Genomic DNA, 25,321 nt, shown 5'->3' with positions numbered 1-25,321 from the left:
ACTTCTGCCCCCTGCCGCAGACGCCCGAACCCACCGCTATCTCGGGCCGGATCTTCCAGGACTCACGCAATGACGCGAAGGTGGCCGGTGCGGCCAGCAAGTGGGTGTCATGCATGAAGACCAAGCGCTACGACCGCAGGCACCCTCTGGACGACCTGGGAGAGCTGGGCATAGAGAGGTGTCCGATCCCACTGTCACCATGGGGGAGATCGCGCAGGCTGTGGTCGATGTCGAATGCAAGCGGCAAGCCGACCTGGAGGGGGAGGTGTAATCCCCAGAGGGCCCTGCAGGCCACTTTCAGGCGTTCGCAACAGCTAAGTTGATCAACAGTGCTGGTGTGCGGTCTACAGCCAGTCGCGCTTCTTGAAGATGACGTACAGGCTGACGCGGACGACCGCCATCAGCAGGATCGCGAAGGGGTAGCCGCCGGCCCACTTCAGTTCCGGCATGTCCTCGAAGTTCATGCCGTAGATCGTGCCGACGAGGGTGGGGGCAAAGAGGATGGCCGCCCAGGAAGAGATCTTCTTGAAGTCGTCACCCTCACCCCGCTGACCTGCGGAAATCGCCCGAACAGACGGTCCGACCTGCGGTGATCGGCCTTTCCGCCCCTTTCACCGTGCTGCCCGTTTGTACGGCCGATTCTCCCCAGCCGCTCCCCAACGAGGCTTCGTTCTCCCCGGATTCTCCCCAGCCGCGGCTGCCTCTGAAGACGGATCGCCGCTGGTCGGGACCGCGAAGCGCCTGGCGTGACCGGCTACGCGATGTAGTGGCAGCGAGGCGGGAGCCGGTGGCCGTCGCCCACGGGCCCGCCTCTGGCCGGAAAGGGAACCGGTCCACCGCGTCCGGACGAGACTGGGGGAAGACGATCACCAGGATGAACAGGAGGCAAGGGTCCCGATGAATCCGTACGCGTACGTGCCCGACGACGATCCGCTCTTCGGCGCGGTCCGGATCGAACTCGACCATGAGGGCGGGACGCTGGGCGTGAGCGGGGACGGTCTGCCGCCGGTCGAGATCCGGCGGGCCCCGCACACCGTGCCGGAGAGCCATGTGCCGATCGGGACGCGCGACCCCGAGCACCTCACTCTGCTCGTCGACGGTGCAGAGGAGACCCTGCGGCCGTCCAAGGGGTTCCTGACCCGACGCTCGTACCGGGTCGAGGCCGTGTCAGGGGCGCGGGAGTGCAGCTATCTGCTGGTTCCGGACTCCCTCGGCACCAGCCGGCTGCTGCGGGACGAGCGGCTGCTCGGCGTCTTCACATCGAGCGGCGACGGGCGCGTGTCGGCCGACTGGGAGGCGACGGGCGAGTCCGAGCGCGCCAGGGACCCGTACGACACGTCCGTGGGGTACGGGCTCGCCGCGGCATTCGGCACCGGTGCCGAACCGATGTGGCAGCTCACTCTGAACGCCGCGCTCGACCTGTGGCCGTGAGGGAACGTCAGTCCTCCGCCGGGGGCAGCAGGTGGGAGCAGGTCGAGCGGGCTACGAACGCGATGCCGTCATAGTCCTCGGCAGGGACGAGCGGGGCGGTGTTCAAGCGGTAGAGGAACCGTTGGACGTTGGCGCCGAAGCTGCGCTGCGCGTGCGGGGCGTGCAGCCAGGACGCGGGGCGGGTGGGGGAACTCGCGGCGCGGAGGTCCGCGTAGTAGTCGCCGGGCAGGGCGTGCGTGAGTCTGGCCTCCAGTGAGCGGAGGCCGGTGCCGATGCGGTGGCGGACCGGCGGGCGCTGGAGGTCGTTGCCGCGGCGGGCCAGGAAGGACCCCTTGCCGAAGAGGAGGGCCAGCGCGTAGTAGGCGTCGCCGTACCGTTCGCGGAGCCTGCTGCCGAGCGCCGGCACCTGGTCCCCGTACGTGCCCTTCGCGATGTGCCCGTTGTGTGCCCAGACCATGACGCGCGCACCGGGGTCGTCGTCCACGAGCCGTGCGACGGCCTCGGCCATGTAGCGGTCACGCGCGGCGAACACGCCGTCCTCGCCGGCCGAGGCCGCGAAGGGCCGGGTCACCAGGTCGGCGGCGCGGACCAGGATCCGCGCGTGTTCCAGCGCCTCGCAGGCGTCGTCGCCGGAACCCGGCCGCCCGGCGTGGTCCGCGACGAGGCGGGCGATCTCCTCGGCGCGTCGCATCAGGGCCTTGTCCGGGTCCGGAAGCGAGCCCGGGCGGGCCCGGGCCAGGACGTCCAGGGCGCTGACGCGCCTGGCCTGTTCGGGCGCAGCGCGGCGCAGGAAGGCGGTGACGGCCTCGACCGAGTCGGCGCAGAGTTGGGGGTCGGTTCCCACGAAGCGGACCCGGCGCCCTTCGGGCAGGTCGCGGTTGTGGGCGCGCAGCCACTCGACGAGGTCGACCATCTCGCGGGTGCGCCAGGTCCAGAAGCCCAGCCGGGCGACGAGCCGTTCGGGGGCGCCCGTGCCGTACCGGACGTACGCGTCGAGCGCGCGGGCCGCGGACTGGCTGGCCTCCATGGCGAGGGTGGTGAACCCCTCCTCACGGACCAGGAACTCCACGATGCGGTGCTTCAGCCGGAAGAACTCGCCCGTGCCGTGGGTGGATTCCCCCAGACCGACGATCCGTGTTCCCCGCAGTGCCTCGCCCAGGGGTTTCAGGTCCTCCACCGGCGCGCCGGGGGTCAGGGTGCTCAAGGGGTTGGCGTGCTCGTTCAGCCATCGGGCGATGTCGTCGGGCACCGTCTTGCCTCTCCTCACCGCGTACGGGAGGGCGACACGCGGGCATGCCCCGGCCTTCCGCACCCGTTCCTGGGTCAGTTCGTCGCCTTCCGGCAGGCCACGAGGATCTCCTGGAGGTCCTGTACGGCGTCCGGTCGGCCATGCTCGAAATACACTCCCGCGACGTTGACGACAACTTCGTCCACCCCCGCCCGATCGAATTCGGCCAGCTGTGCGGCGATGCTCCCGGGCGTGCCGTAGAGGAAGACTCCGGAATCGACCAGGGCGCGGGCGCCGAGCCCTGGGCGGCTGTGGTGGACGCGCAGTCCGGCGCGGCGCAGCATGTCGCAGTAGTGCGGCCCGGCCAGGTGGACATGGGCGGCCGCGAAGGCGAGCCGGTAGGCGTGGCGCCCGGGGCGGTCGACGGCGGCGTGCACGACGGTGACCATGCGGGGCACCGGGCGGCCCGACTCGGTCGCACCCTTCGCCATGGCGGGCAGCAGGGTGTCGCGGACGTAGCCGGGCGGGGTCATCCAGCTGATCGCCGCGTCCGCCACCCGGCCCGCGGCCCGCGCGAGCGTCGGCCGGAGCACACCGAGTCCGGTCTTCACCCCCGGATGTGACAGGCCCGGCAGGCCGATGGCGGCGCCGATGCCGGGTCCGGCGACCCCGTCCTCGGTCCCGATCAGGCGCCGCACCTCGGTCAGGTATTCCACACAGGCGTCGCGTGGGCTGTCGTACGGCTTTCCGTGCAGTCCGGCGACGACGTCGGGGGTCGCCGGACCGAGTCCGAGGGTCGTGCGGTGTCCGGTGAGGACGGACAGGGAGCGGGCCTGGATCGCTGCGTCCAGCGGATGCCGCAGCGGCATGAGGGCGACACTGGTCCCGACCGGGACGCGGTAGCCCATACCGGCCAGGTAGGCGAAGACCTGCTGGGTGTCGGCGCAGAGGGACTGGCCCTGCCAAAGGCGGGCCGCTCCTTCGTCGCGGACGAGCGCGGCGAAGGGGGCGACGTGCTGGGGGGCCGTCGGCATGGCGGGAGGTCGCCTGCGCGGTCGCCAGAAGTTCCCCGGCCGTAACCATGGCCGCCCGGAACTCGGGAGGTGAGCGCCGCCCGTTCCGGAACCGGGTCTGCGCGAAGAGGAGGAAGATCTTGGTGAGCTCCCCGGTACGAAACCAGGGGATCATGCCGCCAGGAAAGCCTCCGCGGGCGCAGGCGGCAGTCCACAACAGGGTGCGGATCCGCTCGCCGCGGCCGTCCAGCACTTGGTCTCCTCCTCGCCCTGTCCCGCGGCCGGCATCGCGCGGGCCTCCAGAACGAGCGCGTCCCCGCCTTCCCCGTGCTTCATGGCCAGAGGCTACAGCGATGCTCGAACGCGACAGAGGGGCGCGGTGACTTGAGCGTTCCGTCATTTCCGTGATTCCGGCTGGTCGTGCAGGGGACGGCGCTGGGTTCAGCGGCAGAGTTCCATGATGGTGTCGTCGAAGTCGGGGAACTCCCGGGTCGCCAGCTCGATCACGGCTGCCGCCGACCGGCGTTGGTGCGGTGCGAATCCTTCGGCGATGGCTGCCAACTCCGGGTTGGGGCTCGCCTTCCAGTCCGGCTCGTAGGACGTGGCGGCTTCCCAGGGGCCGAAGCCGTCGGCCAGGAGCCACAGGAAGTCGCCCAGGTCGCGTGCTACGACACCGGTTTCGCCCTCGGAGCCGAGGAAGACGATGGGCTGCTCGGCCAGAGGGCGGCTCGGGCGGATGAGCCAGATCGCCGCGTACCCGCCCGTGCCGTCTTGTCCGAACACGCGGAAGTCGTTGCCGTCCAGTTCGCTGTTCCCGGTCCATGCCTGGAACCAGTCGGTGGTCTCGGCAGCGGACAGGAAGGCCGGGAAGGGTTCGAAGTCGACCCCGGTCTTCCCGTCCGCGTAGTCGAATCGAACGGCCATCGCAGTGGCGAGCGCGGCGGGGAACTGGCGGTCATCGGTGGGCTTCACGGAGACAGGCTAGACAGGGGGTCGGACATCGACGCCCCACGGGCAAGGTCGTTGGACGACTGCCGGCTTGCAGTCGTCGGGGGAGACAGGACAGGCCTGGTCGCGACAACGGGTGGCACAGTATCTGCTGTGCCACCCGTTGTCGTTACCCTCCGCAATCGCGTGCCGTCGAAGGTGGTCGGCGGTGCGGGAAGGCTGGCCCCAAGGTCCGGGGGAGCGCCCGGCATGGGCGGGCTGCGGATTCTCCCCAGATTCTCCCCAGGGGGTCCTGTGGGCCACTTCTCGACGTTCGCAGGAGCTAAGTTGATCGATGGTGCTGCTGTGCGGTCTACAGCCAGTCGCGCTTCTTGAAGATGACGTACAGGCTGACGCAGACCACGGCCATCAGCAGGATTGCGAAGGGGTAGCCGCCTGCCCACTTCAGCTCCGGCATGTCCTCGAAGTTCATGCCGTAGATCGTGCCCACCAGGGTGGGGGCGAAGAGGATGGCGGCCCACGAGGAGATCTTCTTGATCTCCTCGTTCTGTTCGAAGCCAGCCTCCGCCAACGCTCGCATTTCGGCGTTCTGTTGTTGGGAGACCAGGGTGGCGTTGACCGTCAGGATTTCGGTCAGGGCCTGGCGGAAGCCGTCTACGCGTTCGCTGGTGTGGGTGACGTGGTCGGCTACGTCGCGGAGGTAGCGCTGGAGTTCCTCGTCCGTGCCGTACTTCGCGAAGCCGGCCATCAGGCTGTGGAGCATGCCGACCAGGGGGCGGGTCGCGCGTTGGAACTCGACCATTTCGCGGGAGAGTTCGTAGATGCGGCGGGAGACTTCCGGGTCGCCGCTGAAGACCTCGGTCTCGATCTCGTCCATGTCGATCTGGACGCCCTCGACGACCGGGGCGTAGCCGTCGACCACCGCGTCGAGGATGGCGTACAGGGCGGCTTCCGGGCCGAGGGAGAGGAGTTCGGGGGACTCCTCCATGCGGCGGCGGACCGCTGAGAGGTCCGGGGCCGCGCCGTGGCGGACCGTGATCAGGAAGTCGGGGCCGACGAAGATGTGGAGTTCGCCGAAGTCGACCTCCTCCAGTGCGTCCAGGTAGCGGGCGGCCCGCAGGACCACGAAGAGGGTGTCTCCGTAGCGCTCCAGCTTGGGGCGCTGGTGGGCTTCCAGGGCGTCTTCGATGGAGAGCGGGTGGAGGTTGAACTCATCCGCCAGGGAGTGGAGTTCGGGTTCCGTGGGGCGGTGCAGGCCGATCCAGGCCATGCCGTCGGGCTGTTCGCGCAGTCGGCGGAAGGTGTCGGCCAGGGTGGTGGGGGAGGCGACCCGGACGCCGTCGCGGTAGACGGCGGAGTCGATCACGCTGCGGTGGTCGGCGGGGGTGGGGGCCGGCGGGGCCGGCTTCGGGGCCCGTGGGGGTGTGGCCGGGGGAGCGGCGGGAGGGGCGGCCGGGCGCCGCCAACCCGCACGCTTCGCGGGCGCGGAGGCGGACGGGGGCGAGGGGCGGCGGTCTGGTCGCTCCGACATCGCAGGTCAGCTCCCGGTCGAACGGGTGTTTACGGGCAAAGGGCAGGATATCCGGGTGGATGGATCCCGGGGTGGAGGAGGTTCACGCGGGTCCGTGCGCTCGGGTGCGACCGGTTCGGAGTTGCGGACAGAAGGTGTCCGCATGGGCCGCTACGTTGCTGTCATGGCCTCCAAGACGACGCGTCCCGTACTCGACACCCGTGCGCTGAACCGTGCCACGCTCGCCCGCCAGCTGCTCCTGACCCGCGCCGAGATGTCCGCGCAGGACGCCACGCAGCACCTGCTGGGACTTCAGGCACAGAACGTGAAGCCGCCCTACTTCCAGCTGCACGCCCGACTCGCCGGATTCGGGCCGGCCGAGCTCGCCGGGCTGATGGAGTCCCGTCAGGTGGTCCGGATGGTCACCATGAGGTCCACCATCCACACCCACACCGTCCACGACGCGCTCACCCTGCGCCCGCTCGTCCAGCCCGCCCGCGACCGGGAGATCAACTACTTCCGCAAGGGCCTGGTCGGAGTGGACCTGGACAGGCTGGCCGAGCGCGCGCGGGCGTTCGTGGAGGCCGAGCCGCGGACCATGGCGGAGATACGGGAGGAGCTGCTCAAGGAGTGGCCCGGAGCCGACCCGCAGTCGCTGTCCGTCGCCGCGCGTTGCCGGCTTCCGCTCGTCCAGGTCACCCCGCGCGGGGTGTGGGGCAAGAGCGGGCAGGTCCGCCTCACCACCCTGACCGAGTGGGTTCGAGAGGAGGGGCGAGGCCCGGGCGGGGAGACGCCGGGGATCGATGAGGTGGTTCTGCGGTATCTCGGGGCCTTCGGGCCCGCCTCCGTCAAGGACATGCAGACGTGGGCCGGGCTCACCCGGCTGCGCGAGGCCTTCGAGCGGCTCAGGCCCGGCCTGGAGGTGTTCCAGGACGAGAACGGCGTCGAGCTCTTCGATCTGCCCGACGGGCCCCGACCCGATGCGGAGCAGCCCGCGCCGCCCCGGTTCCTTCCCGAGTTCGACAACCTGCTCCTCTCCCACGCCGACCGCTCCCGGGTGATCGCGCCCGAGCTGAAGGGGAGCACCTGGTCCGGGAACCAGGCCCACTGCACGCTGCTCCTCGACGGCTTCCTCGCCGGGCTCTGGAAGCTGGACGGCGGGACGCTCACCGTCCAGCTGTTCGCCGAGGTCTCCAAGGCCGGCAAGGCGGAGATCGTGGCCGAGGGGGAGGCGCTTCTCGCCGCCATGGGGGATGGGGGCGGCGCGGGAGGAGGGGAGGGCCAGGGCGAGGGCGAGGGCCAGGGCCAGGGGCCTTCCAGCGGCTCCGTTCGCTTCGGGCCCATCCGCGGCTGAGCCGGCCGGGCGGGCGAGCCGGCCGGGAGGGCGGGCGACCCGGGCGACCCGGCCCCGCCGCGCTCTGGTGGCCCGTACACCGGACACGGCACGATGCCTGGCACGACCGAGATCACCCGCGATCGTTCTCGTTCGTGGCGGGCCGCTCGCCCTGGGGGGCAGCGCGGCGCGTCGTCCAGGCAGCTGTTCGGGATTCGGGACCTAGGAGAGAGCAATGCGGATTCCCATGACCGTCACGGACTTCCTCGACCGGGCGGAGCTGGGGTTCTCGTCCAGTCCGGGCGTGGTGGACGAGCCGGATCAGCCCGGTCCACCGGTCCCCGTTTCGACCTACGGCAGGCTCGGCGAGCGCGTACGGGCCTGGCAGGCGGGATTCGACGCGCTGGGGGTCGGCGAGGGCGAGCGCGTGGCGGTGGTCAGCCACAACTCCGCCCGGCTCCTGGAGCTGCTGTTCGCGGTGCCGATGAGCGGGCGCGTCTGCGTACCGGTCAACTTCCGGCTGAAGCCGGAGGAGGTCGACTACGTGGTCCGGCAGAGCGGGGCCTCGGTCCTGCTCGTCGACCCGGAGCTGGACGAGGCGCTGTCGGGCGTCAAGGCACGCCACCGCTTCGTCCTCGGCCCGCAGACCGACGCCGAGCTGATGCGCTTCGGAGTGGAGCCGCGCCCCTGGTCGCACCCGGACGAGGACGCGACGGCGACGATCAACTACACCTCGGGGACCACCGCCCGTCCCAAGGGGGTGCAGCTGACCCACCGCAACATCTGGGTGAACGGGCTCACCTTCGGCCTGCACACCCGGGTCTGGGAGCGGGACGTCTACATGCACACCCTGCCGATGTTCCACTGCAACGGCTGGGGCATGCCCTTCGTGATGGCCGGGCTCGGCGTCAAGCAGGTCGTGCTGCGCAAGGTCGACGGCGCCGAGATCCTGCGCCGGGTCGAGGAACACGGCGTCACGCTGATGTGCGGCGCGCCCGCCGTGTGGAACACGGTGCTGGACGCGGCGGCGAGCTGGGAGGGCGAGATCCCGGGCCGCGACCGGGTGCGCGTCGTCTGCGCGGGCGCCCCGCCGCCGAGCCGGACGATCCAGCGCATGGGCGAGGAGCTGGGCTGGGAGTTCACTCAGATCTACGGCCTGACCGAGACCTCGCCGCTGCTCACCTTCAACCGGACCCTGCCCGCCGACGCGGAGCTGCCGGCCGAGGAGCGGGCGCGCAGGCTGTCGCGCGCGGGGCTGCCGGCGCTCGGGGTCAAGCTGCGGGTGTCCGAGGACGGGGAGGTACTGGCCCGGTCGAACGTCGTCTTGGAGGGGTACTGGGACAAGCCGGAGGAGACCACGGCCGCCCTGCGGGACGGCTGGTTCCACACCGGCGACGGCGGCACGGTCGACGAGGCCGACGGCCACCTGACGATCTCCGACCGGAAGAAGGACGTGATCATCACCGGCGGCGAGAACGTGTCCTCGATCGAGGTGGAGGACGCGATCTTCAGCCATCCGGCGGTCGCGGAGGTCGCCGTCATCGGTGTGCCGCACGAGAAGTGGGGCGAGACGATCAAGGCGCTCGTGGTCCTCGTCGAGGGCGAGTCCGTCCAGGAGGCGGAGATCATCGCCCACTGCAAGCAGCGGCTGGCCGGGTACAAGGCCCCGACGACGGTCGAGTTCCGCGCCGGCATCCCGCGTACGGCCACCGGCAAGATCCAGAAGTTCAAGCTCCGCGAGCCGTACTGGTCGGGCCTGGAGCGGCAGGTGAACTGACCCCCGCGGACGAGCGAGGGCCGGTACGGGGCTGCGCGCGCAGCCCCGTACCGGCCCTCGGCCCTCGACTCGCGGGCGGTGCTACGCCGGCAGCAGGGCCTCGATCGCCGCGATGACCTCGGCGGCCTCGGGCTCGGTGCGCGGGCGGAAGCGGGCCACGACCTCGCCGGCGGGGGAGATCAGGAACTTCTCGAAGTTCCAGGTGATGTCACCGGCCTCGCCCTCGGCGTCCGGAACCTTCACCAGCTCCTTGTAGAGCGGGTGGCGGTTCTCGCCGTTGACCTCGGACTTCTCCAGCATCGGGAAGGTGACCCCGAAGCCGGCCGCGCAGAACGTCTGGATGTCGTCGGCGTTGCCCGGCTCCTGCCCGCCGAACTGGTTGCACGGCACACCGATGACGGTGAAGCCCTTCTCCTCGTACTTGAACTGCAGACGGGCCAGGCCCGAGTACTGAGGGGTGAGACCGCACTGCGAGGCGGTGTTCACGAGCAGGATCGCCTTGCCCTTGTGCGCGGCGAGGCTGGTGGGCTCGTCGGACAGGGTGGTCAGCGGGATGTCGTACAGGCTCATCAAGCTCTCCTCGGCAGGCAGACACGCGTCATACCCCCCGAGCCTAGGCCCCCATGCCGAGGAGGTCCTCCGCCGGGTCGTTGACCGGCTGGGGCATGCCCGTGAGGTCCATGACGAAGAGCGGTATCCCGAGGTCGTCCGCGCGGGCGCGCGCGTCTTCCGTGTATCCGGCGAGCGAGAAGTAGACGCTGGTCGCGCAGGCCGTGAGCCCGTTCAGCCAGACGCACTCCACCGCCCGCAGCCCGGCCGGGGCCGTGGTCGGGTCCACCTGGGCGACCAGGCCCGGGGCCCGCAGGTCCACCGCCGTCGACGGGATCGGCCGTCCGTCGGGCTGGCGCACGTCCTGGAAGCCGAGCCAGCGCAGGTACAGCGCGGCGGTGACCACCGCGTCCCGGGCCGTACGGATGGTCACGGGCCGGAAGTCGGGACGGGGCACCGCGGGGTCGGCCGGGGTCCGGCTGCCAGGGGTGTCCGACGGGTCGCGTGCCGGGCCGGGTCCCGGACCCGCCGCGGCCGGCCCCGCCGGCGACACCGGCCACCCGGGCGATTCCGCCGCGCGGGGCGCGGACCCGGTAAGGGGAGACCCGGGCGGCTGGGACCCGGGTGGCTGAGCCGCCGCGGCAGTCCGCGGAACCCCGCCCACCGGCGCCAGCGGATGCACCGGAACCAGCACCACCGTCCCGCACGAGGTGCACCCCACCTCCGGATGCGGCCACTCGCTCTCCCGGCCGCAGGCCTCGCAGCGCACCGCGACCCAGCTCTGCGTCCAGGTGCGGTGGGTCAGCTCCCGGGGCGGTGACGTCAGGTCCAGGGGAGGGGTGACCGGGTTCCCGCAGGCGCAGGGGAACACCGGCACGGCGTAGCCGTTCTCGCGCAGGCACGCCGGGCAGCGCACCGGTACCGCATCCGCCATCAGAACCGGACCCCCTCCGTAGCTGTGCGTAGGCCCATGGTCCACCACCTGCCACCGGAGGGGTGGGCAGACCCCCGATTTTCGGTCGGGCACTGGATTTTCGTACAACTCACTGCCCCATCGGCGGCTTTTGGTGGGTTCCGGGGTGCCGTACCGCCTTGACGTTGCGGGGAGTCCCCGCTTAGCTTGTTCCGTATAGCAGAACAAAACTTCCGGATTACGGAAAAGCCTGACCCGCCAGACCCGCAGGAGAACTCGATGCCTCGTATGACAGCCGCCGCCGCTGCAGTGGAGATCCTCAAGCTTGAGGGTGTCGAACAAGCGTTCGGCGTTCCCGGTGCTGCGATCAACCCGTTCTACCGCGAGCTCAAGAACGTGGGCGGAATCGCGCACACGCTGGCCCGCCACGTCGAGGGTGCCTCGCACATGGCCGAGGGTTACACCCGCGCCAAGGCCGGCAACATCGGCGTCTGCATCGGTACCTCGGGCCCGGCCGGCACCGACATGATCACCGGCCTGTACTCGGCGATCGCGGACTCCATCCCGATCCTGTGCATCACCGGTCAGGCTCCGGTCTCGAAGCTCCACAAGGAGGACTTCCAGGCCGTCGACATCGCCTCGATCGCCAAGCCGGTCACCAAGAAGGCGACGACCGTTCTGGAGGCCGCCCAGGTTCCGGGCGTGTTCCAGGAGGCCTTCCACCTGATGCGCTCCGGCCGTCCGGGCCCGGTCCTGATCGACCTCCCGATCGACGTCCAGCTGACCGAGATCGAGTTCGACCCCGAGACCTACTCGCCGCTGCCGGTCTACAAGCCGAGCGCCACCCGCGCCCAGGCCCGCAAGGCCCTGCAGTTCCTGCTCGACTCCGAGCGTCCGCTGATCGTCGCCGGTGGCGGCATCATCAACGCCGACGCCTCCGACCTGCTGGTCGAGTTCGCCGAGCTGACGAACGTCCCGGTCATCTCCACCCTCATGGGCTGGGGCGTCATCCCGGACGACCACGAGCTGGCCGCCGGCATGGTCGGTGTCCAGACCTCGCACCGCTACGGCAACGCCACGTTCCTGGAGTCGGACTTCGTCTTCGGCATCGGCAACCGCTGGGCCAACCGTCACACCGGTTACAACCTCGACGCCTACACCAAGGGCCGCAAGTTCGTCCACGTCGACATCGAGCCGACCCAGATCGGCAAGATCTTCGCCCCGGACTTCGGCATCGCCTCGGACGCCAAGGCGGCCCTGGAGCTCTTCGTCGAGATCGCCAAGGAGCTCAAGGCCGAGGGCAAGCTGCCCGACTTCAGCGCCTGGGCCGCTTCCGCCCAGGAGCGCAAGGCGACGCTGCTGCGCCGCACGCACTTCGACAACATCCCCATGAAGCCGCAGCGCGTCTACGAGGAGATGAACAAGGCGTTCGGCCCCGAGACCCGCTACGTCACCACCATCGGTCTGTCCCAGATCGCCGGTGCGCAGATGCTGCACGTCTACAAGCCGCGCAACTGGATCAACTGTGGCCAGGCCGGCCCCCTCGGCTGGACCATCCCGGCCGCGATCGGTGCCGCCACCGCGGACCCGGAGACCCCGATCGTCGCGCTGTCCGGCGACTACGACTTCCAGTTCATGATCGAGGAGCTGGCGGTCGCCGCCCAGCACAAGGTCCCCTACGTTCACGTCCTCGTGAACAACGCCTACCTGGGTCTGATCCGTCAGGCGCAGGGCGGCCTGGGCATCAACTTCGAGGTCAACCTCGAATTCGAGAACATCAACACCCCCGAGCTGGGTGTCTACGGCGTCGACCACGTCAAGGTCGCCGAGGGCCTGGGCGTCAAGGCGATCCGCGTCACCGACCCGGACAAGCTGGGCGAGGCCTTCGAGACGGCCAAGAAGTGGGCCCAGGAGCACCAGGTCCCGGTCGTCGTCGAGGCCATCCTCGAGCGCATCACCAACATCTCGATGAGCAAGACGGTCGACATGAGCGACGTCACCGAGTTCGAAGAGGTCGCGACCGAGCTGGGCCACGCCCCGACCGCGCTCCGCAACACCCTGCCCGCCTAGTCCCACCAGGCTGGTCTAGCACCACCGAACGGCCCCCGTCCCTCCTCCAGGAGGAACGGGGGCCGTTCCGCGTTCCCTACGGGCCCCAGGTCCCGGAGCCGTCCCACCAGGCGGTACGCGACGTCAGGCCTCCTAGGCTTGCCCCATGAGCACCGCAGACGACGACCGCACCGCCCTGGACCGCACCGCCCTCGACCGCACCGCCCTCGACCTCCTCGACGCCCACCTGGAAGACGTGTGGCGGGCAGCCATCGAACTGCAGAGGGGAAACCGGGCCGTCGTCCCCGAGGCGCCGCGGGAGCTGAGTGGGGCCGCTGCGGACGGTGCGGCCACGGAACTCCTGCGGTGGGGCTACGGAGAGCTGGCCGGCGTCCCGCGCTCACCGGCCGAGGTGTTCGCCCACGGCGTCGGCACTACCCTCATGGAGCTACGGCGACGCCGCAGCCCCTGGAACGCGGCGGCCCTGCGCCTGCTGGAGGATCCGTACGTCTTCCTCGCCACCGGGCCGCGCCGGCACGAGGACTGGGCCGAGGACGTGCTCGCCCTGATGCGCCGCGAGGTCCCGGACCCGCGCGGCTGGCTGCGGATCGACGGCGACCTCACCAACAACGCCCGCCAGTTCGTGCCGACGTACCCCTTCGAGCCGCCGCCCGCCGCCGGGTTCCGGGAGCGCCTGCACGAGCTGGAGGCGGCGGGGGCCGTCACCGCGCTCGCCGTCATGGCGGAGGAGTGGGTCGACCACCGATCCGTCCGGAGCCGGCCGGATCGGGACGCGCTGCTGGCCGACGCACGGTTCCTGCTGGACCGCTACGGTCCGGACGCCCGGTTCTGGACGAACGCCCTGGATGCGGCCTCGGACCCGGCCAGGGACTTCGTCCAGGCCGGCCTCACAGGGACGAGGGTCCACACGTTCATCACGGGCGAGTACATCAACGGCCTCGACCTGTTCGAAGAGCTGGGCCTCATCGCCGTGTCCGGGGACGAGGTCGGGGTCTTCTGGTCCTTCGGCGCGTACTGACGGCGTCGTTCACCCAGCGCATGACAAAGAGCCGAGTCACGGGACCGTCCGTGACTCGGCTCTTTGAGTGTGTGTTGCTTGTTACCGCCCGACGGTACGAGGCTGGCGCGACAGGACGTTCGCACCGCCGGGCGGAGAGGGTGGGGGAGGTTCTCTTCCGCATACAGGGGGCTCTGTGCGTGGCCCCTGTATAGAGAGGAGTGAATTTGGCTGGGACCGCGGCGAGCGGCGACGAGAACTCCGGCTTCGTCTCCCTCAGGTCAAGAGACGGGCCTCGGAACCCATTACCACCGCACTGGCTCGCACGCTCGCCACGGTCCTCGTCCTGCCCTCACCGCGTACCACCCCTCATCCGGGTCCGCAGTGTGGGCTCAGCACCCGGATCCTGACCTCCCGTCAGGATCCCGGCGCAGCTTTGGGGCTCAGGCGTCGCGCAGGGCGCGGACGGCCTCCTCGACGCGCTTGCCGTAGTCGGCGTCCGCGGCGTGGAAGTGAGCCAGGTTCTTCTCGATGACGTCCTCGAGGGTGACCTGAGACAGGCCGCCGGCGATGGTCGCCACCAGACGCTGCTTCTCGGCCTCCGACATCAGGCGGTAGAGCTCACCGGCCTGGAAGAAGTCGTCGTCCTTGGTGTGGGCCGGAGCCTCGTGGGTGCCCGTGTAGCCGGAGACGGCCTTCGGGGCGCCCAGCGCCAGACCGGTCTCGGCCGGACCCTGGTGCGAGTTGGGCTCGTAGTTCTTGTCGTAGCGCGAGCCGTTGCGCAGCGCCATGACACCGTCGCGGCCGTAGTTGTCGGCCTTCGTCGCCTTCGGAGCGTTGACCGGGATCAGGGTGTGGTTCACACCGAGGCGGTAGCGCTGGGCGTCGGCGTACGCGAAGAGGCGGCCCTGGAGCATCTTGTCCGGCGAGGCGGTGATGCCCGGGACGAAGTTGTTCGGGGAGAACGCGGCCTGCTCGACCTCGGCGAAGACGTTGTCCGGGTTGCGGTCGAGGACCAGACGGCCCACGCGCTGCAGCGGGTAGTCGCTGTGCGGCCACACCTTGGTGAGGTCGAACGGGTTGAAGCGGTAGTCCGCGGCCTCGGAGGCCGGCATGACCTGGACGTACAGGGTCCAGCTCGGGTTCACACCGCGCTCGATGGCCTGCAGCAGGTCGGTCTGGTGCGAGTTGGCGTCGGAGCCGACGAGCTCGGCGGCCTGCTCGCCCGACAGGCAGCGGATGCCCTGGTTCGTCTTGAAGTGGTACTTGACGAAGAAGGCCTCGCCCTGGGCGTTGGTCCACTGGTACGTGTGGGAGCCGTAGCCGTTCATGTGACGGTACGACGCCGGGATACCGCGGTCACCCATCAGCCAGGTGATCTGGTGCGTCGCCTCGGGGGCGTGCGCCCAGAAGTCCCAGACGTTGTCCGCTTCCTGCTTGCCCGTGAAGGGGTCGCGCTTCTGGGAGTGGATGAAGTCGGGGAACTTGATCGGGTCCTTGATGAAGAACACCGGGGTGTTGTTGCCGACGAGGTCGTAGTTGCCCTCTTCGGTGTAGAACTTCAGCGCGAAGCCGCGCGGGTCGCGGACGGCGTCAGCGCCACCCAGCGAGTCGGCGACGGTGGAGAACCGCAGGAAGGTCTCGGTCTTCTTGCCGACCGTGTTCAGGAACGCGGCGCTGGTGTACGCGGTGACGTCGTCGGTCACCTCGAAGTGGCCGTACGCGGCGGAACCGCGGGCGTGCACCACGCGCTCCGGGATGCGCTCGCGGTTGAAGCGGGCGAGCTTCTCCAGGAGCTGCTGGTCCTGGATCAGCAGGGGGCCACCGACGCCGGCGGTAGCGGAGTTCTGGTTGTCGGCGACCGGGGCGCCAGACTCGGTCGTCAGCGTGCGCTTCGACATGGTGACCTTCCGTACGGGGAACTGCTGACGGAATCCGTCTTCCGTCATGCGGAACAGCCTAATTTCGGCATGAACTCGACGTCAACAGTTTGTTGAAAGAAAGAGTGGAGGGAGAGGTAATCCGGACGGTGCCGGCACTTGGGCGCGACAGGACAGGTGTCAGCACCGGCACCATCCGGAAACTCAGGGCCCCGCGAGCGGGGCGGGTGGCGGCCCGCTGAGGGGGCCGCCTATCCGAGCGGAGCTCAGATCTGGGCGCCGGAGAGGCGCTCGACCGCGCGCAGCAGCGCGGAGTGGTCCAGGCCACCGTCACCCTGGGCGCGCAGCGAGGCGACCAGCTGGGCGACGACCGCGCCGACCGGGAGGGCCGCACCGACGTTGCGGGCGGCGTCGGTGACGATGCCCATGTCCTTGTGGTGCAGGTCGATCCGGAAACCGGGCTTGAAGTCGCGGTTCAGGAAGTTGGCCTTCTTGCGGGTCAGGACCGTGGAGCCGGCCAGACCGCCGTTGAGCACGTCCAGAGCGGCTTCGAGGTTCACGCCCGACTTCTCGAGGAAGACGACGGCCTCGGCGCACGCCTGGATGTTCACCGCGACGATGAGCTGGTTGGCAGCCTTCACCGTCTGGCCGGAGCCGTGCGGGCCGCACAGGACGATGACCTTGCCGAGGGCCTCGAGGATCGGGAGGGCCTCGTCGAAGTCGGCCTGCTCGCCACCCACCATGATCGACAGGACGGCCTCGATGGCACCGGCCTCGCCACCGGACACCGGGGCGTCGATGACGCGGATGCCCTTGGCGGCGGCGTTCTTCGCCAGGTCGATCGAGGTCTGCGGGGTGATCGACGACATGTCGATGATCAGCGCGCCGGACTTGGCGTTCTCGAGGATGCCGTTCTCACCGTAGGAGATGGCCTCGACCTGCGGGGAGGCGGGCACCATCGTGATGATCACGTCGGCGTCCTTGACCGCGTCGGCGATCGAACCGGCGGCGCCGCCACCGGCCGCGGCGAGGCGGTCCAGCTTGTCCTGCTCCAGCGTGAAGCCGGTGACCGAGTAGCCGGCCTTCAGGAGGTTCTCGGCCATGGGGGAGCCCATGATGCCGAGACCGATCCACGCGATCTTGGGGAGGTTGCTCATGATGAGGGTCCTTCTCTTAATGCTTCGTACGAAAAGTTCGTCAGGTGCCTGGCTGTTCGCCCGGACTTTTCCGCTTACTTCGCGGCGCGGGCCTCGGCCGGCAGCCATGCGAAGGAGGCGGCGGCGTCGGCGGCCTTGTACTCGAGACCGACAAAGCCCTGGTAGCCGGCCTTCTGGAGCTGGTCGAGCAGCTCTTCGAGGGGCAGCTCGCCGGTGCCGGGGGCACCTCGTCCGGGCTTGTCCGCGATCTGGACGTGTCCGGTCTTGGCGGCGTACTTTTCGATGACCTCGGAGAGGTCCTCATCGTTCATCGCCAGGTGGTACAGGTCGAGCAGGAACTTGGCGTTCCCGAGGCCGGTGGCCTCGTTCACCTTGTCCACTACCTCGATGCCGGCCGGGGCGCTCACCAGGGGGTAGAGCGGCGACTCGGGCTTGTTCAGGGTCTCGATCAGGAGGATCGCGCCGACGCGGTCCGCGGCCTGAGCCGCCACGACCAGGTTCTTCAGCGCGAGCTCGTCCTGAACGGCCGGGTCCACGCCTTCGACGCGGTTGCCGTAGAGGGCGTTCAGCGCCTTGCAGCCGACCGAGGCGGCGAAGTCCGCAGCCACGTTGATGTTGGCGTTGAAGCGCTCCGACTCCTCACCGGGAACCGAGACCGCACCGCGGTCCGGACCCGGCAGCTGGCCGGCGTAGAAGTTCAGGCCCACCAGCTGGGTGCCGGCGTCCTCAAGAGCGGTCTTGAGGGCGTCGAGCTCCTCCTGAGCGGGGGTGGGGGTCTCGATCCAGGGCCACCACAGCTCGACCGCCGTGAAGCCCGCTGCGGCGGCAGCCGCGGGACGCTCCAGGAGCGGGAGTTCCGTGAAGAGGATCGAAAGATTTACATCGAAGCGCTGGTCCGTGTATCCCATGAGGGGTGTGCGCTCCTTCCGTATTGCGGAAGTTAGTTTCTGCCTGATGGAAGACTGCAAGCAGGGCGGCCCGCTTGTCAAGTGCCGCCTCCCGAAAAGTCCGGACTGCCAGGTAGCTTGAGCGGCGTGCGATTGAGAGTGGAGTTCACGACCGAGCCCTTCGATCTAGAAGAGGCCCCTGCCCATGCCGTAGCCGCTCGCGAGGTCATCCAGACGGCCCAGCTGGACGCGGTGGATGTCGGCCCGTTCGGCAACACGGCCGAGGGGGAGTCCGAAGCGGTGCTGACCGCGGTCGCCGCGCTGCTGCGCAACTCCCTGGAGGCCGGAGCCACGCGCGTCTCGCTCCAGGTCAACGTGATCAGGGCCGGGGAGGAGACGCCATGACCGAGCCCCGGGACCACCCCTTCGTCGCCGCGGTCAAGCCGCTGGTGGACGCGATGGGCGGCGAGCTGATGGATCCGTCCCTGGCCCAGCCCGACGACGTCGTGCTCGCCTGGGAGGGGCAGGACCTGCTCGCCGTGCGGCTGCCGCAGCTCTCCGACTCGCTGGATCACATCCTGGCGGCCCTGGAGCGCCGGCACGGCGTACCGTTGTCCCAGCTCGACCGGAAGTCCAAGCAGGACGTCGTACGGATACTGGAGGCGCGCGGCGCCTTCTCGGTCCGGCACGGTGTGGAAACGGTCGCGGGAGCCCTGGGCGTAAGCCGCTTCACGGTCTACAACTACCTGAACCGGGACTCAAGCACCCCCAAAGGGTCCGCCGGGACCAACCAAGAGTGAATCCTGATTGACCCACCGTGACGAGCCGCCGCCCAATTCACCCGGGCGGCGGCTTTTGTGTACGGGAAGTTTCAACAAAGTGTTGACGCCGTGTTGTCGAGGGCGTTAGCTATGCGCAGCCCGTCAAAGCAACAACAGGCCACGGAGGCCTACCGTGACTTCGAGTCCGACCCCGGGTCTCACCCGGTTCAACGCCTTGGACGACAGCGAGGCCACGGCCGAGCTGCACGAGGTGTGCGCCAGCTCGGCATGGGGCGGCAAGCTGCTCGCCCAGCGCCCCTTCACCAGCGTCGACACCCTGTTCTCCGCGAACGAGGCCGCCATGGCCGAGCTCACCGCGGAGGACCTGGGCGAGGCGATGGGCGGCCACGCGCCGATCGGCCGGCCGAAGCCGGGAGACCCGACCTCCGCCCGCGAGCAGCGCGGCATGGCCGGTGCCTCGGAGGAGCTCAAGACCGAGCTCCTCGAACTGAACCTGGCCTACCAGGACAAGTTCGGCCACGTCTTCCTCATCTGCGCCACCGGTGCGACCGGTGAGTTCATGCGGGACGCGGTCAAGGTCCGGATCGAGAACTCGCCGGAACAGGAGCGGGAAATCGCTCGTGGCGAGCTCGTCAAGATCAACCGGATCCGCCTGACCCGTCTCGTGGAATCCGTAGAAGGAGAGTAAGACCGAGCATGAGCACTGAGACCACCGCGTCGGTGTCCACGCACATCCTGGACACCAGCATCGGAAAGCCCGCCGAAGGCGTCGCGATCTCCCTGTCGGCCCGTACGGGTCTCGACGGCGAGTGGGCGGCCCTGGGCGGATCCGCCACCGATGCCGACGGGCGCTGCAAGGACCTGCCGGCCCTGCCGGAGGGCACCACCCACGTGCGCCTCGACTTCGAGACCGAGACGTACTTCTCCAAGAAGCAAGCCGCCGAGGCACAGCAGGACGCCCCCCGCGTAAGGGACAGCGGTGCGTTCTTCCCCGAGGTCACCATCACCTTCGCGGTGAACCCGGGCGAGCACTATCACGTACCGCTGCTGCTCAACCCGTTCGGCTACTCCGTTTACCGAGGGAGCTAGCATGGCCACCATTCTGGGCCAGAACCAGTACGGCAAAGCAGAGAACCGCGTAGTCAAGATCACGCGGGACGGCGACACCCACCACATCAAGGACCTGAACGTCTCGGTCGCCCTCTCGGGCGACATGGACGACGTCCACTACTCCGGCTCGAACGCCAACGTCCTGCCGACGGACACCACCAAGAACACGGTGTACGCGTTCGCCAAGGAGTACGGCATCGAGTCCGCCGAGCAGTTCGGCATCCACCTGGCGCGTTGGTTCGTCAACAGCCAGGAGCCGATCCAGAAGGCCCGCATCCGGATCGAGGAGTACTCCTGGTCCCGGATCGCGACCTCGGACGCGAACTCCAAGTTCATCGGCTCCGACGAGGTGAACCACTCCTTCGTCCGCGAGGGCATGGAGACCCGGGTCACCCAGATCACGTACGACGGCAAGAACTGGGAGGTCATCTCCGGCCTCAAGGACCTCGTCGTCATGAACTCCACGAACTCCGAGTTCTGGGGTTACGTGAAGGACAAGTACACGACCCTGAAGGAAGCGTACGACCGCATCCTCGCCACCCAGGTGTCGGCCCGTTGGCGCTTCAACTGGTCGGACGACGACCAGCGGATGCCCAACTGGGAGAAGTCCTACGCCGAGACCCGCAAGCACATGCTGCAGGCCTTCGCGGAGACCTACTCCCTGTCGCTGCAGCAGACCCTGTACCAGATGGGTTCGCGCATCATCAACCACCGTTCGGAGATCGACGAGGTTCGCTTCTCGCTCCCGAACAAGCACCACTTCCTCGTCGACCTCGAGCCCTTCGGTCTCAAGAACGACAACGAGGTCTACTTCGCCGCGGACCGCCCGTACGGTCTGATCGAGGCGACGGTCCTCCGCGACGGCGTAGACGCCCGTATCCCCGTGGACATGACCAACCTCTGATGTGGCACGCCCGTCCCGGGGCTCCGCAGTGGCCCCGGGGCGGCGCGACACCCGTCAGCGCTCTCAACACTTTCAACTTCCTGAATCGGCACCCGGACGCACCACACGGGGCGGCAGTACTGTCAGCTGTCAAGGCCCCCGGCTCCGGCACTCAAATCCCCTGGGTTTTGCCGTGCCCGCACCGCCACTGAAAGCACGAGGAAGTCCCATGGCAGCATCGGCAGCCAATGACAGCGCCGTAGAGCGCATCGTCATCGAAAACTGTGCGATTGCGACCGTCGACGCCAACGACACCGAGTACGCCTCGGGTCACGTGGTGCTCGCCGGTAACAAGATCGAGTTCGTCGGTGCGGGCAAGGCCCCCGAGAACCTCGAGAACGTCGTCCGCCGCATCGACGGCACCGGGCACCTCGTGACCCCCGGTCTGGTCAACACGCACCACCACTTCTACCAGTGGATCACGCGTGGTCTGGCCACCGACCACAACCTCTTCAACTGGCTGGTCGCGCTGTACCCGACGTGGGCGCGCATCGACGAGCAGATGACGTACACGGCCGCGCAGGGCTCCCTCGCCGCGATGGCCAAGGGTGGCGTCACCACCGCGATGGACCACCACTACGTCTTCCCCAAGGGTTCGGGTGACCTCTCCGGGTCGATCATCCGCGCCGCGTCCGAGATGGGCGTCCGCTTCACCCTCGCCCGCGGTTCGATGGACCGCAGCGAGAAGGACGGCGGCCTGCCGCCGGACCACGCGGTCGAGACCCTCGAAGGTGCCCTGGCGGACACCGAGGCGACCGTGAAGAAGTACCACGACTCCTCCTTCGACGCGATGACCCAGGTCGCCGTCGCCCCCTGCTCCCCCTTCTCGGTCTCCACCGAGCTGCTGAAGCAGGGCGCCGAGATGGCCCGCCGCCTGGGTGTGCGCATGCACACGCACGGCTCGGAGACCGTCGAGGAAGAGCAGTTCTGCAAGGAACTGTTCGGCATGGGCCCGACCGACTACTTCGAGTCGACCGGCTGGCTCGGCGAGGACGTGTGGATGGCGCACAGCGTCCACATGAACGACTCCGACATCGCCGCGTTCGCCCGTACCAAGACCGGCGTCGCGCACTGCCCGTCCTCCAACGCCCGTCTGGCCGCCGGCATCGCCCGCGTCCCGGACATGCTCGCCGCCGGTGTCCCGGTCGGCCTCGGCGTGGACGGCACCGCCTCGAACGAGTCCGGTGAGCTGCACACCGAGCTGCGCAACGCGCTGCTGATCAACCGTCTGAACCCGGTCCACCGCGAGCGTGCCCTGAACGCCCGTCAGGCCCTGCGCCTCGGTACCTTCGGTGGCGCCCAGGTCCTCGGCCGCGCCTCGAACATCGGTTCGCTGGAGGTCGGCAAGTGCGCCGACCTGGTGCTCTGGAACCTGAACACCCTCCTGCACTCCTCGATCGCCGACCCGGTCACCGCCCTGGTCTTCGGTGCGGCGGCCCCGGTCACCGCGTCGTTCGTCAACGGCAAGCAGATCGTCGAGAACAACCGTCTGCTCTTCGCCGACGAGGACGCCATCGCGGTGTCCACTCGGGAAGAGGCCCAGCGCCTCGCGCGGATCTCCGCGCAGGCCTGATCCCACGGAGTCCGGCCGGGGGGGACGGCCCCCGGCCGGCGGCCGCGGACCCGAGCGGGGTTCGCGGCAGCCGTTCCCGGGTAGCGCCCGAGGTTTTTCCGAGGGCGCCCCGGGGGCGGTGAATCGTGCCGGTCGCTCAGCAGTTCGTGCCACGTGCCCCGCAGCTCGTGTACCGCGCCGCCGCTACGGCACCTCCAGCTCTCTTTCGACTTCCTGACCGGCGGCTCTTCGGACGCCACCGCGTGGAAACGCCTCGGGCGAATCGTTTCCGCACCCCTTGGGACAAGCATTCGCAGCACCCACAACTCCATACAGGCTCGACTCGCACAGCTTTCGCACCACCTCCCAGACACATCACGTCCCTGCCGGCGTGTTAAACAGTTCGGAGGAAGCCGTGGCCCAGGCGCCCAGGTTTCGCAAAGACGCAGTCGCAGTACCGCAGGCCGAAGGCGACGCAGGGGTGAAGCACCCGGTCGACGAGACCTTGCCCCCGCTGAAAATGTTCACCAGCGGTCTCCAGCACGTGGCCGCCATGTACGCGGGTGTAGTGGCCCCGCCCATGATCGTCGGCCCGGCCGTAGGCCTTTCCGCCACCGAGACCGCCTTCCTGATGGGCGCCTCGCTCTTCACCGCAGGGCTCGCCACCCTCCTCCAGACCCTCGGGTTCTGGAAGATCGGCGCCAAGCTCCCCTTCGTCAACGGCGTCTCCTTCGCCGGTGTGACCCCGATGATCGCCATCGGGAAGGGAGAGGGCGACAACGCCATCCCGATCATCTTCGGCGCGATCATCGTCGCCGGAATCCTCGGCTTCTTCGCCGCCCCGTACTTCGGAAAACTGGTCCGGTTCTTCCCACCGGTCGTCACCGGTACGGTCATCACCCTGATCGGCGTCTCACTGCTCCCCGTGGCCTTCAACTGGTCGCAGGGCGGGAACAGCACCGCCACCGACTACGGCTCGATGAAGAACATCGCCATGGCCGCCGTCACCCTCGCGATCGTCCTGCTGATGCGCAAGTTCCTGCGCGGCTTCCTCCAGCAGATCTCCATCCTCCTCGGCCTGGTCGTGGGAACGCTCATAGCGCTGCCGCTGGGCATGACGAACTTCGACGCCGTACGGAACGCCGACCTCGTCGGCTTCCCGACGCCGTTCCACTTCGGGGCGCCGCAGTTCCAGGTCGCCGCGATCATCTCCATGTGCATCGTCATGCTGGTGTGCATGACCGAGTCCACCGCCGACATCCTCGCCCTGGGCAAGATCGTCGGCCGTCCGGCGGACGCGAAGACCATCGAGGGCGGCCTGCGCGCCGACACCCTGGGCAGTGCGCTCAGTCCGCTGTTCAACGGGTTCATGTGCAGTGCCTTCGCACAGAACATCGGGCTGGTCGCCATGACCAAGGTCCGCAGCCGGTTCGTCGTCGCGGCCGGCGGCGGCATCCTGATCCTGCTGGGCCTGTGTCCCATCGCCGCCTCCGTCATCGGAGTCGTACCGCTGCCGGTCCTCGGCGGCGCGGGCATCGTCCTCTTCGGCTCGGTGGCCGCCAGCGGCATCCAGACCCTGGCCGGCGCGGCCATGGAGAAGGGCGAGAACGCCCTGATCGTCGCCGCCTCGCTCGGCATCGGCCTGATCCCGATCGCGGCCCCCAACTTCTACCACGCCTTCCCCGAGGACCTGCTGGTCGTCCTCGACTCCGGCATCAGCACCGGCTGCGTCGTGGCCATCGCGCTGAACCTCGCCTTCAACCACCTCGGTGCCAGGAAGGGATCGGCCGCGGCCGCTCCGGATCCGGTACTGGTGCACTGACCGGGCCGGTCCCGGCCGGCGCACTGACCGGGCTGGTCCCGGTCGGTGCACTGACCGGGCCGGTCCCGGTCGGCGCGCGGCGAGCGGGCTCTGCCCGGCCCGTGCGCGGGATACGGCGGTGCGTACGTCACCCACTGCGGGGTTGGCGTCCGCACCGCCGTACGCGTTGGCGGGACGGGGTGGTGCGGTGGCGTGCGGGCCGGCTCCGGCCGAGGTCCCCGGGGCTCCGCCCCGGACCCCGCGCCTCAAACGCCGGCGGGGCTGGATTTGCCCTCCCGAGCCCCGGCGAGGGGCTCAGGCAGTGTCCGTGGAAACCGGGTCCGACCAGATGTCCGGGGTGACCGTACGTACGCGGTGGCCGCGGCGGTCCAGTTCCTGGGCTTCCGTCTTGCGGACCTGCAGGGCCACCGCCGAGTCCGTGATGCGCAGGCCCGGCAGGCGCCGGGTGAGCTCCGCCGTGTAGCGGGAGAGGTCCTCCACCGTGCGCAGCCTGGCGCTGATCATGAAGTTCCAGGGGCCGCTGACGGACATGCAGGTACGGGTCTCGCGCAGCCCCGCGGCGACCGCCGCGCAGTCGGCGAGCTCGAACTCCGACGCCTCCGCCCACAGCGTCGCCGACACCGGCCAGCCCGACAGCCCGGAGGCCAGCGCGCAGCTGTAGCGCAGGCTCAGACCGCCCTCCAGCCGCGCCAGCCGGCGCCGTACCGTCGACTCGCTCATCTCGAACTCCCGCGCCAGCGAGGCCACGCTGCGCCGCGCGTCCGAGGCCAGGGCCAGGACCAGCGACCGGTCCTCCTCCTGGAGCGGCGCCACCGCCGGCCGGTCCGGGCCGGCGGAAGCCACCGGCCGCCGGGTCCGCCTGGTCAGCAGGCCGATCTGGGCCGGGGTCAGCTGGTCCAGGCGCCAGCGGTCGGGGGCGTAGTGCACCGCCGTCACCATCGAGCTGCGGGTGCCGATCACGCCGGGGATCCGCTGCACCCGGGCGGACAGGTACGAGTACAGCGTGGGCAGGTCGGGTACGGCCACGAAGACGAGCAGGTCCCGGCCCCCGGTGGTGTGCTCGACCCCCAGGGCGTGCGGATCCGCCACGAGGACGTCCCCCACCGAGGGCGAGGTGCCCGCGGTGCACGTGACCTCCACCCACGCCATGCAGGGCTTCGTGACGCCGGTGCGCAGCCCGAGTCCGCTCAGCCACGCCTCGCCGGACCCGGTGAGCCGCTCCCAGCGGCGCGCCAGGGTGTCCGGGCGCGCGCCGAGGACCGGACCCAGCAGCTCCCAGCTCGCGCGGGGTGCGAGCTGGAGTGCGTGGACCAGTGCCCGGTCCGTGTCGTCGATGGCGGAAATGGCCGAGTTCATACCCTCCCCTTGGTGGTTCTCCCGGTCGGTGACGGGACAACGGGATTATGAGCCGATCATCTC

General features: G+C 69.3%; 23 protein-coding genes and 1 pseudogene. 12 read left to right on the top strand and 12 right to left on the bottom strand.

Features of this window, described 5'->3' with window-relative positions; all coding sequences use genetic code 11:
- Positions 1 to 344: 344 nt before the first annotated feature.
- Positions 345 to 536, bottom strand: a pseudogene (locus OG276_RS06555) (CorA family divalent cation transporter); the annotation flags it as partial.
- A 361-nt stretch (positions 537 to 897) separates the two neighbouring features.
- Here OG276_RS06555 and OG276_RS06550 point away from each other — a divergent pair.
- Positions 898 to 1,431 (top strand): hypothetical protein, encoded by a 534-nt coding sequence (locus OG276_RS06550; protein WP_266903522.1) that lies wholly within the window; start codon positions 898 to 900, stop codon positions 1,429 to 1,431.
- 7 nt (positions 1,432 to 1,438) lie between these two features.
- Here OG276_RS06550 and OG276_RS06545 read toward each other — a convergent pair whose 3' ends face one another.
- The 5 genes from OG276_RS06545 to OG276_RS06525 form a co-directional block, all read right to left on the bottom strand.
- Complete coding sequence (locus tag OG276_RS06545; protein ID WP_266903521.1) at positions 1,439 to 2,680, bottom strand: erythromycin esterase family protein; 1,242 nt, start codon at positions 2,678 to 2,680, stop codon at positions 1,439 to 1,441.
- Between the two features lie 74 nt (positions 2,681 to 2,754).
- The gene (locus tag OG276_RS06540; RefSeq protein ID WP_266903520.1) at positions 2,755 to 3,693 is read right to left on the bottom strand and encodes an LLM class flavin-dependent oxidoreductase; all 939 of its coding nucleotides are present in this window, start codon (positions 3,691 to 3,693) and stop codon (positions 2,755 to 2,757) included.
- 150 nt (positions 3,694 to 3,843) lie between these two features.
- A complete protein-coding gene (locus OG276_RS06535; RefSeq protein WP_266903519.1) occupies positions 3,844 to 4,008 on the bottom strand; it encodes a hypothetical protein in 165 nt (54 codons plus the stop codon).
- Positions 4,009 to 4,113: 105 nt separating this feature from the next.
- Entirely contained in the window at positions 4,114 to 4,644 is a 531-nt protein-coding gene (locus OG276_RS06530; RefSeq protein WP_266903518.1) for an SMI1/KNR4 family protein, read from the bottom strand.
- Positions 4,645 to 4,972: 328 nt separating this feature from the next.
- On the bottom strand, positions 4,973 to 6,151 hold the full coding sequence (locus OG276_RS06525; protein ID WP_266903517.1) for a magnesium and cobalt transport protein CorA: 1,179 nt from the start codon (positions 6,149 to 6,151) through the stop codon (positions 4,973 to 4,975).
- A gap of 163 nt (positions 6,152 to 6,314) precedes the next feature.
- On the opposite strand from OG276_RS06525, the gene OG276_RS06520 reads away from it, so the two are divergent.
- Positions 6,315 to 7,484, top strand: a complete 1,170-nt coding sequence (locus OG276_RS06520) for a winged helix DNA-binding domain-containing protein (RefSeq protein ID WP_266903516.1) — start codon at positions 6,315 to 6,317, stop codon at positions 7,482 to 7,484.
- 214 nt (positions 7,485 to 7,698) lie between these two features.
- Positions 7,699 to 9,240 carry an AMP-binding protein gene (locus OG276_RS06515; protein WP_266903515.1) on the top strand — a complete coding sequence of 514 codons (1,542 nt, stop codon included), beginning with the start codon at positions 7,699 to 7,701 and terminating at the stop codon, positions 9,238 to 9,240.
- A gap of 81 nt (positions 9,241 to 9,321) precedes the next feature.
- Here the strand turns inward: OG276_RS06515 and OG276_RS06510 are convergent, their stop codons facing one another.
- Together OG276_RS06510 and OG276_RS06505 are read right to left on the bottom strand one after the other, a co-directional pair.
- Positions 9,322 to 9,810: a glutathione peroxidase gene (locus OG276_RS06510; RefSeq protein WP_266903514.1), complete on the bottom strand. Its 489-nt coding sequence runs from the start codon at positions 9,808 to 9,810 to the stop codon at positions 9,322 to 9,324.
- A 43-nt stretch (positions 9,811 to 9,853) separates the two neighbouring features.
- Entirely contained in the window at positions 9,854 to 10,723 is an 870-nt protein-coding gene (locus OG276_RS06505; RefSeq protein ID WP_266903513.1) for a hypothetical protein, read from the bottom strand.
- 267 nt (positions 10,724 to 10,990) lie between these two features.
- Here OG276_RS06505 and gcl point away from each other — a divergent pair, with 267 nt between their 5' ends.
- Positions 10,991 to 12,772: a glyoxylate carboligase gene (gcl, locus tag OG276_RS06500; RefSeq protein WP_266912577.1), complete on the top strand. Its 1,782-nt coding sequence runs from the start codon at positions 10,991 to 10,993 to the stop codon at positions 12,770 to 12,772.
- 145 nt (positions 12,773 to 12,917) lie between these two features.
- On the top strand, positions 12,918 to 13,790 hold the full coding sequence (locus tag OG276_RS06495; protein ID WP_266903512.1) for a hypothetical protein: 873 nt from the start codon (positions 12,918 to 12,920) through the stop codon (positions 13,788 to 13,790).
- A gap of 422 nt (positions 13,791 to 14,212) precedes the next feature.
- Here OG276_RS06495 and OG276_RS06490 read toward each other — a convergent pair whose 3' ends face one another.
- From OG276_RS06490 to OG276_RS06480, 3 genes are all read right to left on the bottom strand, one after another.
- Positions 14,213 to 15,670: a catalase gene (locus tag OG276_RS06490; protein ID WP_266912575.1), complete on the bottom strand. Its 1,458-nt coding sequence runs from the start codon at positions 15,668 to 15,670 to the stop codon at positions 14,213 to 14,215.
- Between the two features lie 245 nt (positions 15,671 to 15,915).
- Positions 15,916 to 16,806 carry a 2-hydroxy-3-oxopropionate reductase gene (locus tag OG276_RS06485; protein WP_266903511.1) on the bottom strand — a complete coding sequence of 297 codons (891 nt, stop codon included), beginning with the start codon at positions 16,804 to 16,806 and terminating at the stop codon, positions 15,916 to 15,918.
- A 74-nt stretch (positions 16,807 to 16,880) separates the two neighbouring features.
- Positions 16,881 to 17,714: a TIM barrel protein gene (locus OG276_RS06480; protein WP_243339126.1), complete on the bottom strand. Its 834-nt coding sequence runs from the start codon at positions 17,712 to 17,714 to the stop codon at positions 16,881 to 16,883.
- A 126-nt stretch (positions 17,715 to 17,840) separates the two neighbouring features.
- Between OG276_RS06480 and OG276_RS06475 the strand changes: the two genes are divergently transcribed.
- From OG276_RS06475 to OG276_RS06445, 7 genes are all read left to right on the top strand, one after another.
- Complete coding sequence (locus tag OG276_RS06475; RefSeq protein ID WP_266903510.1) at positions 17,841 to 18,098, top strand: hypothetical protein; 258 nt, start codon at positions 17,841 to 17,843, stop codon at positions 18,096 to 18,098.
- Positions 18,095 to 18,493 (top strand): helix-turn-helix domain-containing protein, encoded by a 399-nt coding sequence (locus OG276_RS06470; protein ID WP_266903509.1) that lies wholly within the window; start codon positions 18,095 to 18,097, stop codon positions 18,491 to 18,493. The genes OG276_RS06475 and OG276_RS06470 overlap by 4 nt, the downstream gene beginning before the upstream one ends.
- A 154-nt stretch (positions 18,494 to 18,647) precedes the next feature.
- Entirely contained in the window at positions 18,648 to 19,163 is a 516-nt protein-coding gene (gene uraD / locus OG276_RS06465; RefSeq protein WP_266903508.1) for a 2-oxo-4-hydroxy-4-carboxy-5-ureidoimidazoline decarboxylase, read from the top strand.
- An 8-nt stretch (positions 19,164 to 19,171) separates the two neighbouring features.
- The gene (gene uraH, locus OG276_RS06460) at positions 19,172 to 19,564 is read left to right on the top strand and encodes a hydroxyisourate hydrolase (protein ID WP_250740538.1); all 393 of its coding nucleotides are present in this window, start codon (positions 19,172 to 19,174) and stop codon (positions 19,562 to 19,564) included.
- Between the two features lies 1 nt (position 19,565).
- Positions 19,566 to 20,489: a factor-independent urate hydroxylase gene (pucL, locus tag OG276_RS06455; protein ID WP_266903507.1), complete on the top strand. Its 924-nt coding sequence runs from the start codon at positions 19,566 to 19,568 to the stop codon at positions 20,487 to 20,489.
- Between the two features lie 208 nt (positions 20,490 to 20,697).
- Entirely contained in the window at positions 20,698 to 22,101 is a 1,404-nt protein-coding gene (locus tag OG276_RS06450) for an 8-oxoguanine deaminase (protein ID WP_266885243.1), read from the top strand.
- A gap of 499 nt (positions 22,102 to 22,600) precedes the next feature.
- Positions 22,601 to 23,902, top strand: coding sequence for a nucleobase:cation symporter-2 family protein (locus OG276_RS06445; protein WP_323182403.1), 1,302 nt, complete (start codon positions 22,601 to 22,603; stop codon positions 23,900 to 23,902).
- 294 nt (positions 23,903 to 24,196) lie between these two features.
- Here the strand turns inward: OG276_RS06445 and OG276_RS06440 are convergent, their stop codons facing one another.
- Positions 24,197 to 25,258 carry an Lrp/AsnC family transcriptional regulator gene (locus tag OG276_RS06440; protein ID WP_266903505.1) on the bottom strand — a complete coding sequence of 354 codons (1,062 nt, stop codon included), beginning with the start codon at positions 25,256 to 25,258 and terminating at the stop codon, positions 24,197 to 24,199.
- Positions 25,259 to 25,321: the final 63 nt, after the last annotated feature.

Source organism: Streptomyces sp. NBC_00086 (assembly GCF_026343255.1).
Lineage (GTDB): Bacteria > Actinomycetota > Actinomycetes > Streptomycetales > Streptomycetaceae > Streptomyces.
Note: the sequence above shows the minus strand (reverse complement) of the source record. Positions and strands in the feature narration are given on the sequence as shown.

Bases quoted from the DNA above. Each gene is read 5' to 3' on its own strand.
- OG276_RS06495 (WP_266903512.1), top strand. From the start codon at position 12,918: ATGAGCACCGCAGACGACGACCGCACCGCCCTGGACCGCACCGCCCTC.
- OG276_RS06540 (WP_266903520.1), bottom strand. From the start codon at position 3,693: ATGCCGACGGCCCCCCAGCACGTCGCCCCCTTCGCCGCGCTCGTCCGC.
- uraH (WP_250740538.1), top strand. From the start codon at position 19,172: ATGAGCACTGAGACCACCGCGTCGGTGTCCACGCACATCCTGGACACC.
- gcl (WP_266912577.1), top strand. From the start codon at position 10,991: ATGACAGCCGCCGCCGCTGCAGTGGAGATCCTCAAGCTTGAGGGTGTC.
- OG276_RS06535 (WP_266903519.1), bottom strand. From the start codon at position 4,008: ATGAAGCACGGGGAAGGCGGGGACGCGCTCGTTCTGGAGGCCCGCGCG.
- pucL (WP_266903507.1), top strand. From the start codon at position 19,566: ATGGCCACCATTCTGGGCCAGAACCAGTACGGCAAAGCAGAGAACCGC.
- OG276_RS06525 (WP_266903517.1), bottom strand. From the start codon at position 6,151: ATGTCGGAGCGACCAGACCGCCGCCCCTCGCCCCCGTCCGCCTCCGCG.
- OG276_RS06485 (WP_266903511.1), bottom strand. From the start codon at position 16,806: ATGAGCAACCTCCCCAAGATCGCGTGGATCGGTCTCGGCATCATGGGC.
- OG276_RS06520 (WP_266903516.1), top strand. From the start codon at position 6,315: ATGGCCTCCAAGACGACGCGTCCCGTACTCGACACCCGTGCGCTGAAC.
- OG276_RS06510 (WP_266903514.1), bottom strand. From the start codon at position 9,810: ATGAGCCTGTACGACATCCCGCTGACCACCCTGTCCGACGAGCCCACC.
- OG276_RS06490 (WP_266912575.1), bottom strand. From the start codon at position 15,670: ATGTCGAAGCGCACGCTGACGACCGAGTCTGGCGCCCCGGTCGCCGAC.
- OG276_RS06450 (WP_266885243.1), top strand. From the start codon at position 20,698: ATGGCAGCATCGGCAGCCAATGACAGCGCCGTAGAGCGCATCGTCATC.
- OG276_RS06515 (WP_266903515.1), top strand. From the start codon at position 7,699: ATGCGGATTCCCATGACCGTCACGGACTTCCTCGACCGGGCGGAGCTG.
- OG276_RS06470 (WP_266903509.1), top strand. From the start codon at position 18,095: ATGACCGAGCCCCGGGACCACCCCTTCGTCGCCGCGGTCAAGCCGCTG.
- OG276_RS06445 (WP_323182403.1), top strand. From the start codon at position 22,601: ATGTTCACCAGCGGTCTCCAGCACGTGGCCGCCATGTACGCGGGTGTA.
- OG276_RS06550 (WP_266903522.1), top strand. From the start codon at position 898: ATGAATCCGTACGCGTACGTGCCCGACGACGATCCGCTCTTCGGCGCG.
- OG276_RS06440 (WP_266903505.1), bottom strand. From the start codon at position 25,258: ATGAACTCGGCCATTTCCGCCATCGACGACACGGACCGGGCACTGGTC.
- OG276_RS06480 (WP_243339126.1), bottom strand. From the start codon at position 17,714: ATGGGATACACGGACCAGCGCTTCGATGTAAATCTTTCGATCCTCTTC.
- OG276_RS06505 (WP_266903513.1), bottom strand. From the start codon at position 10,723: ATGGCGGATGCGGTACCGGTGCGCTGCCCGGCGTGCCTGCGCGAGAAC.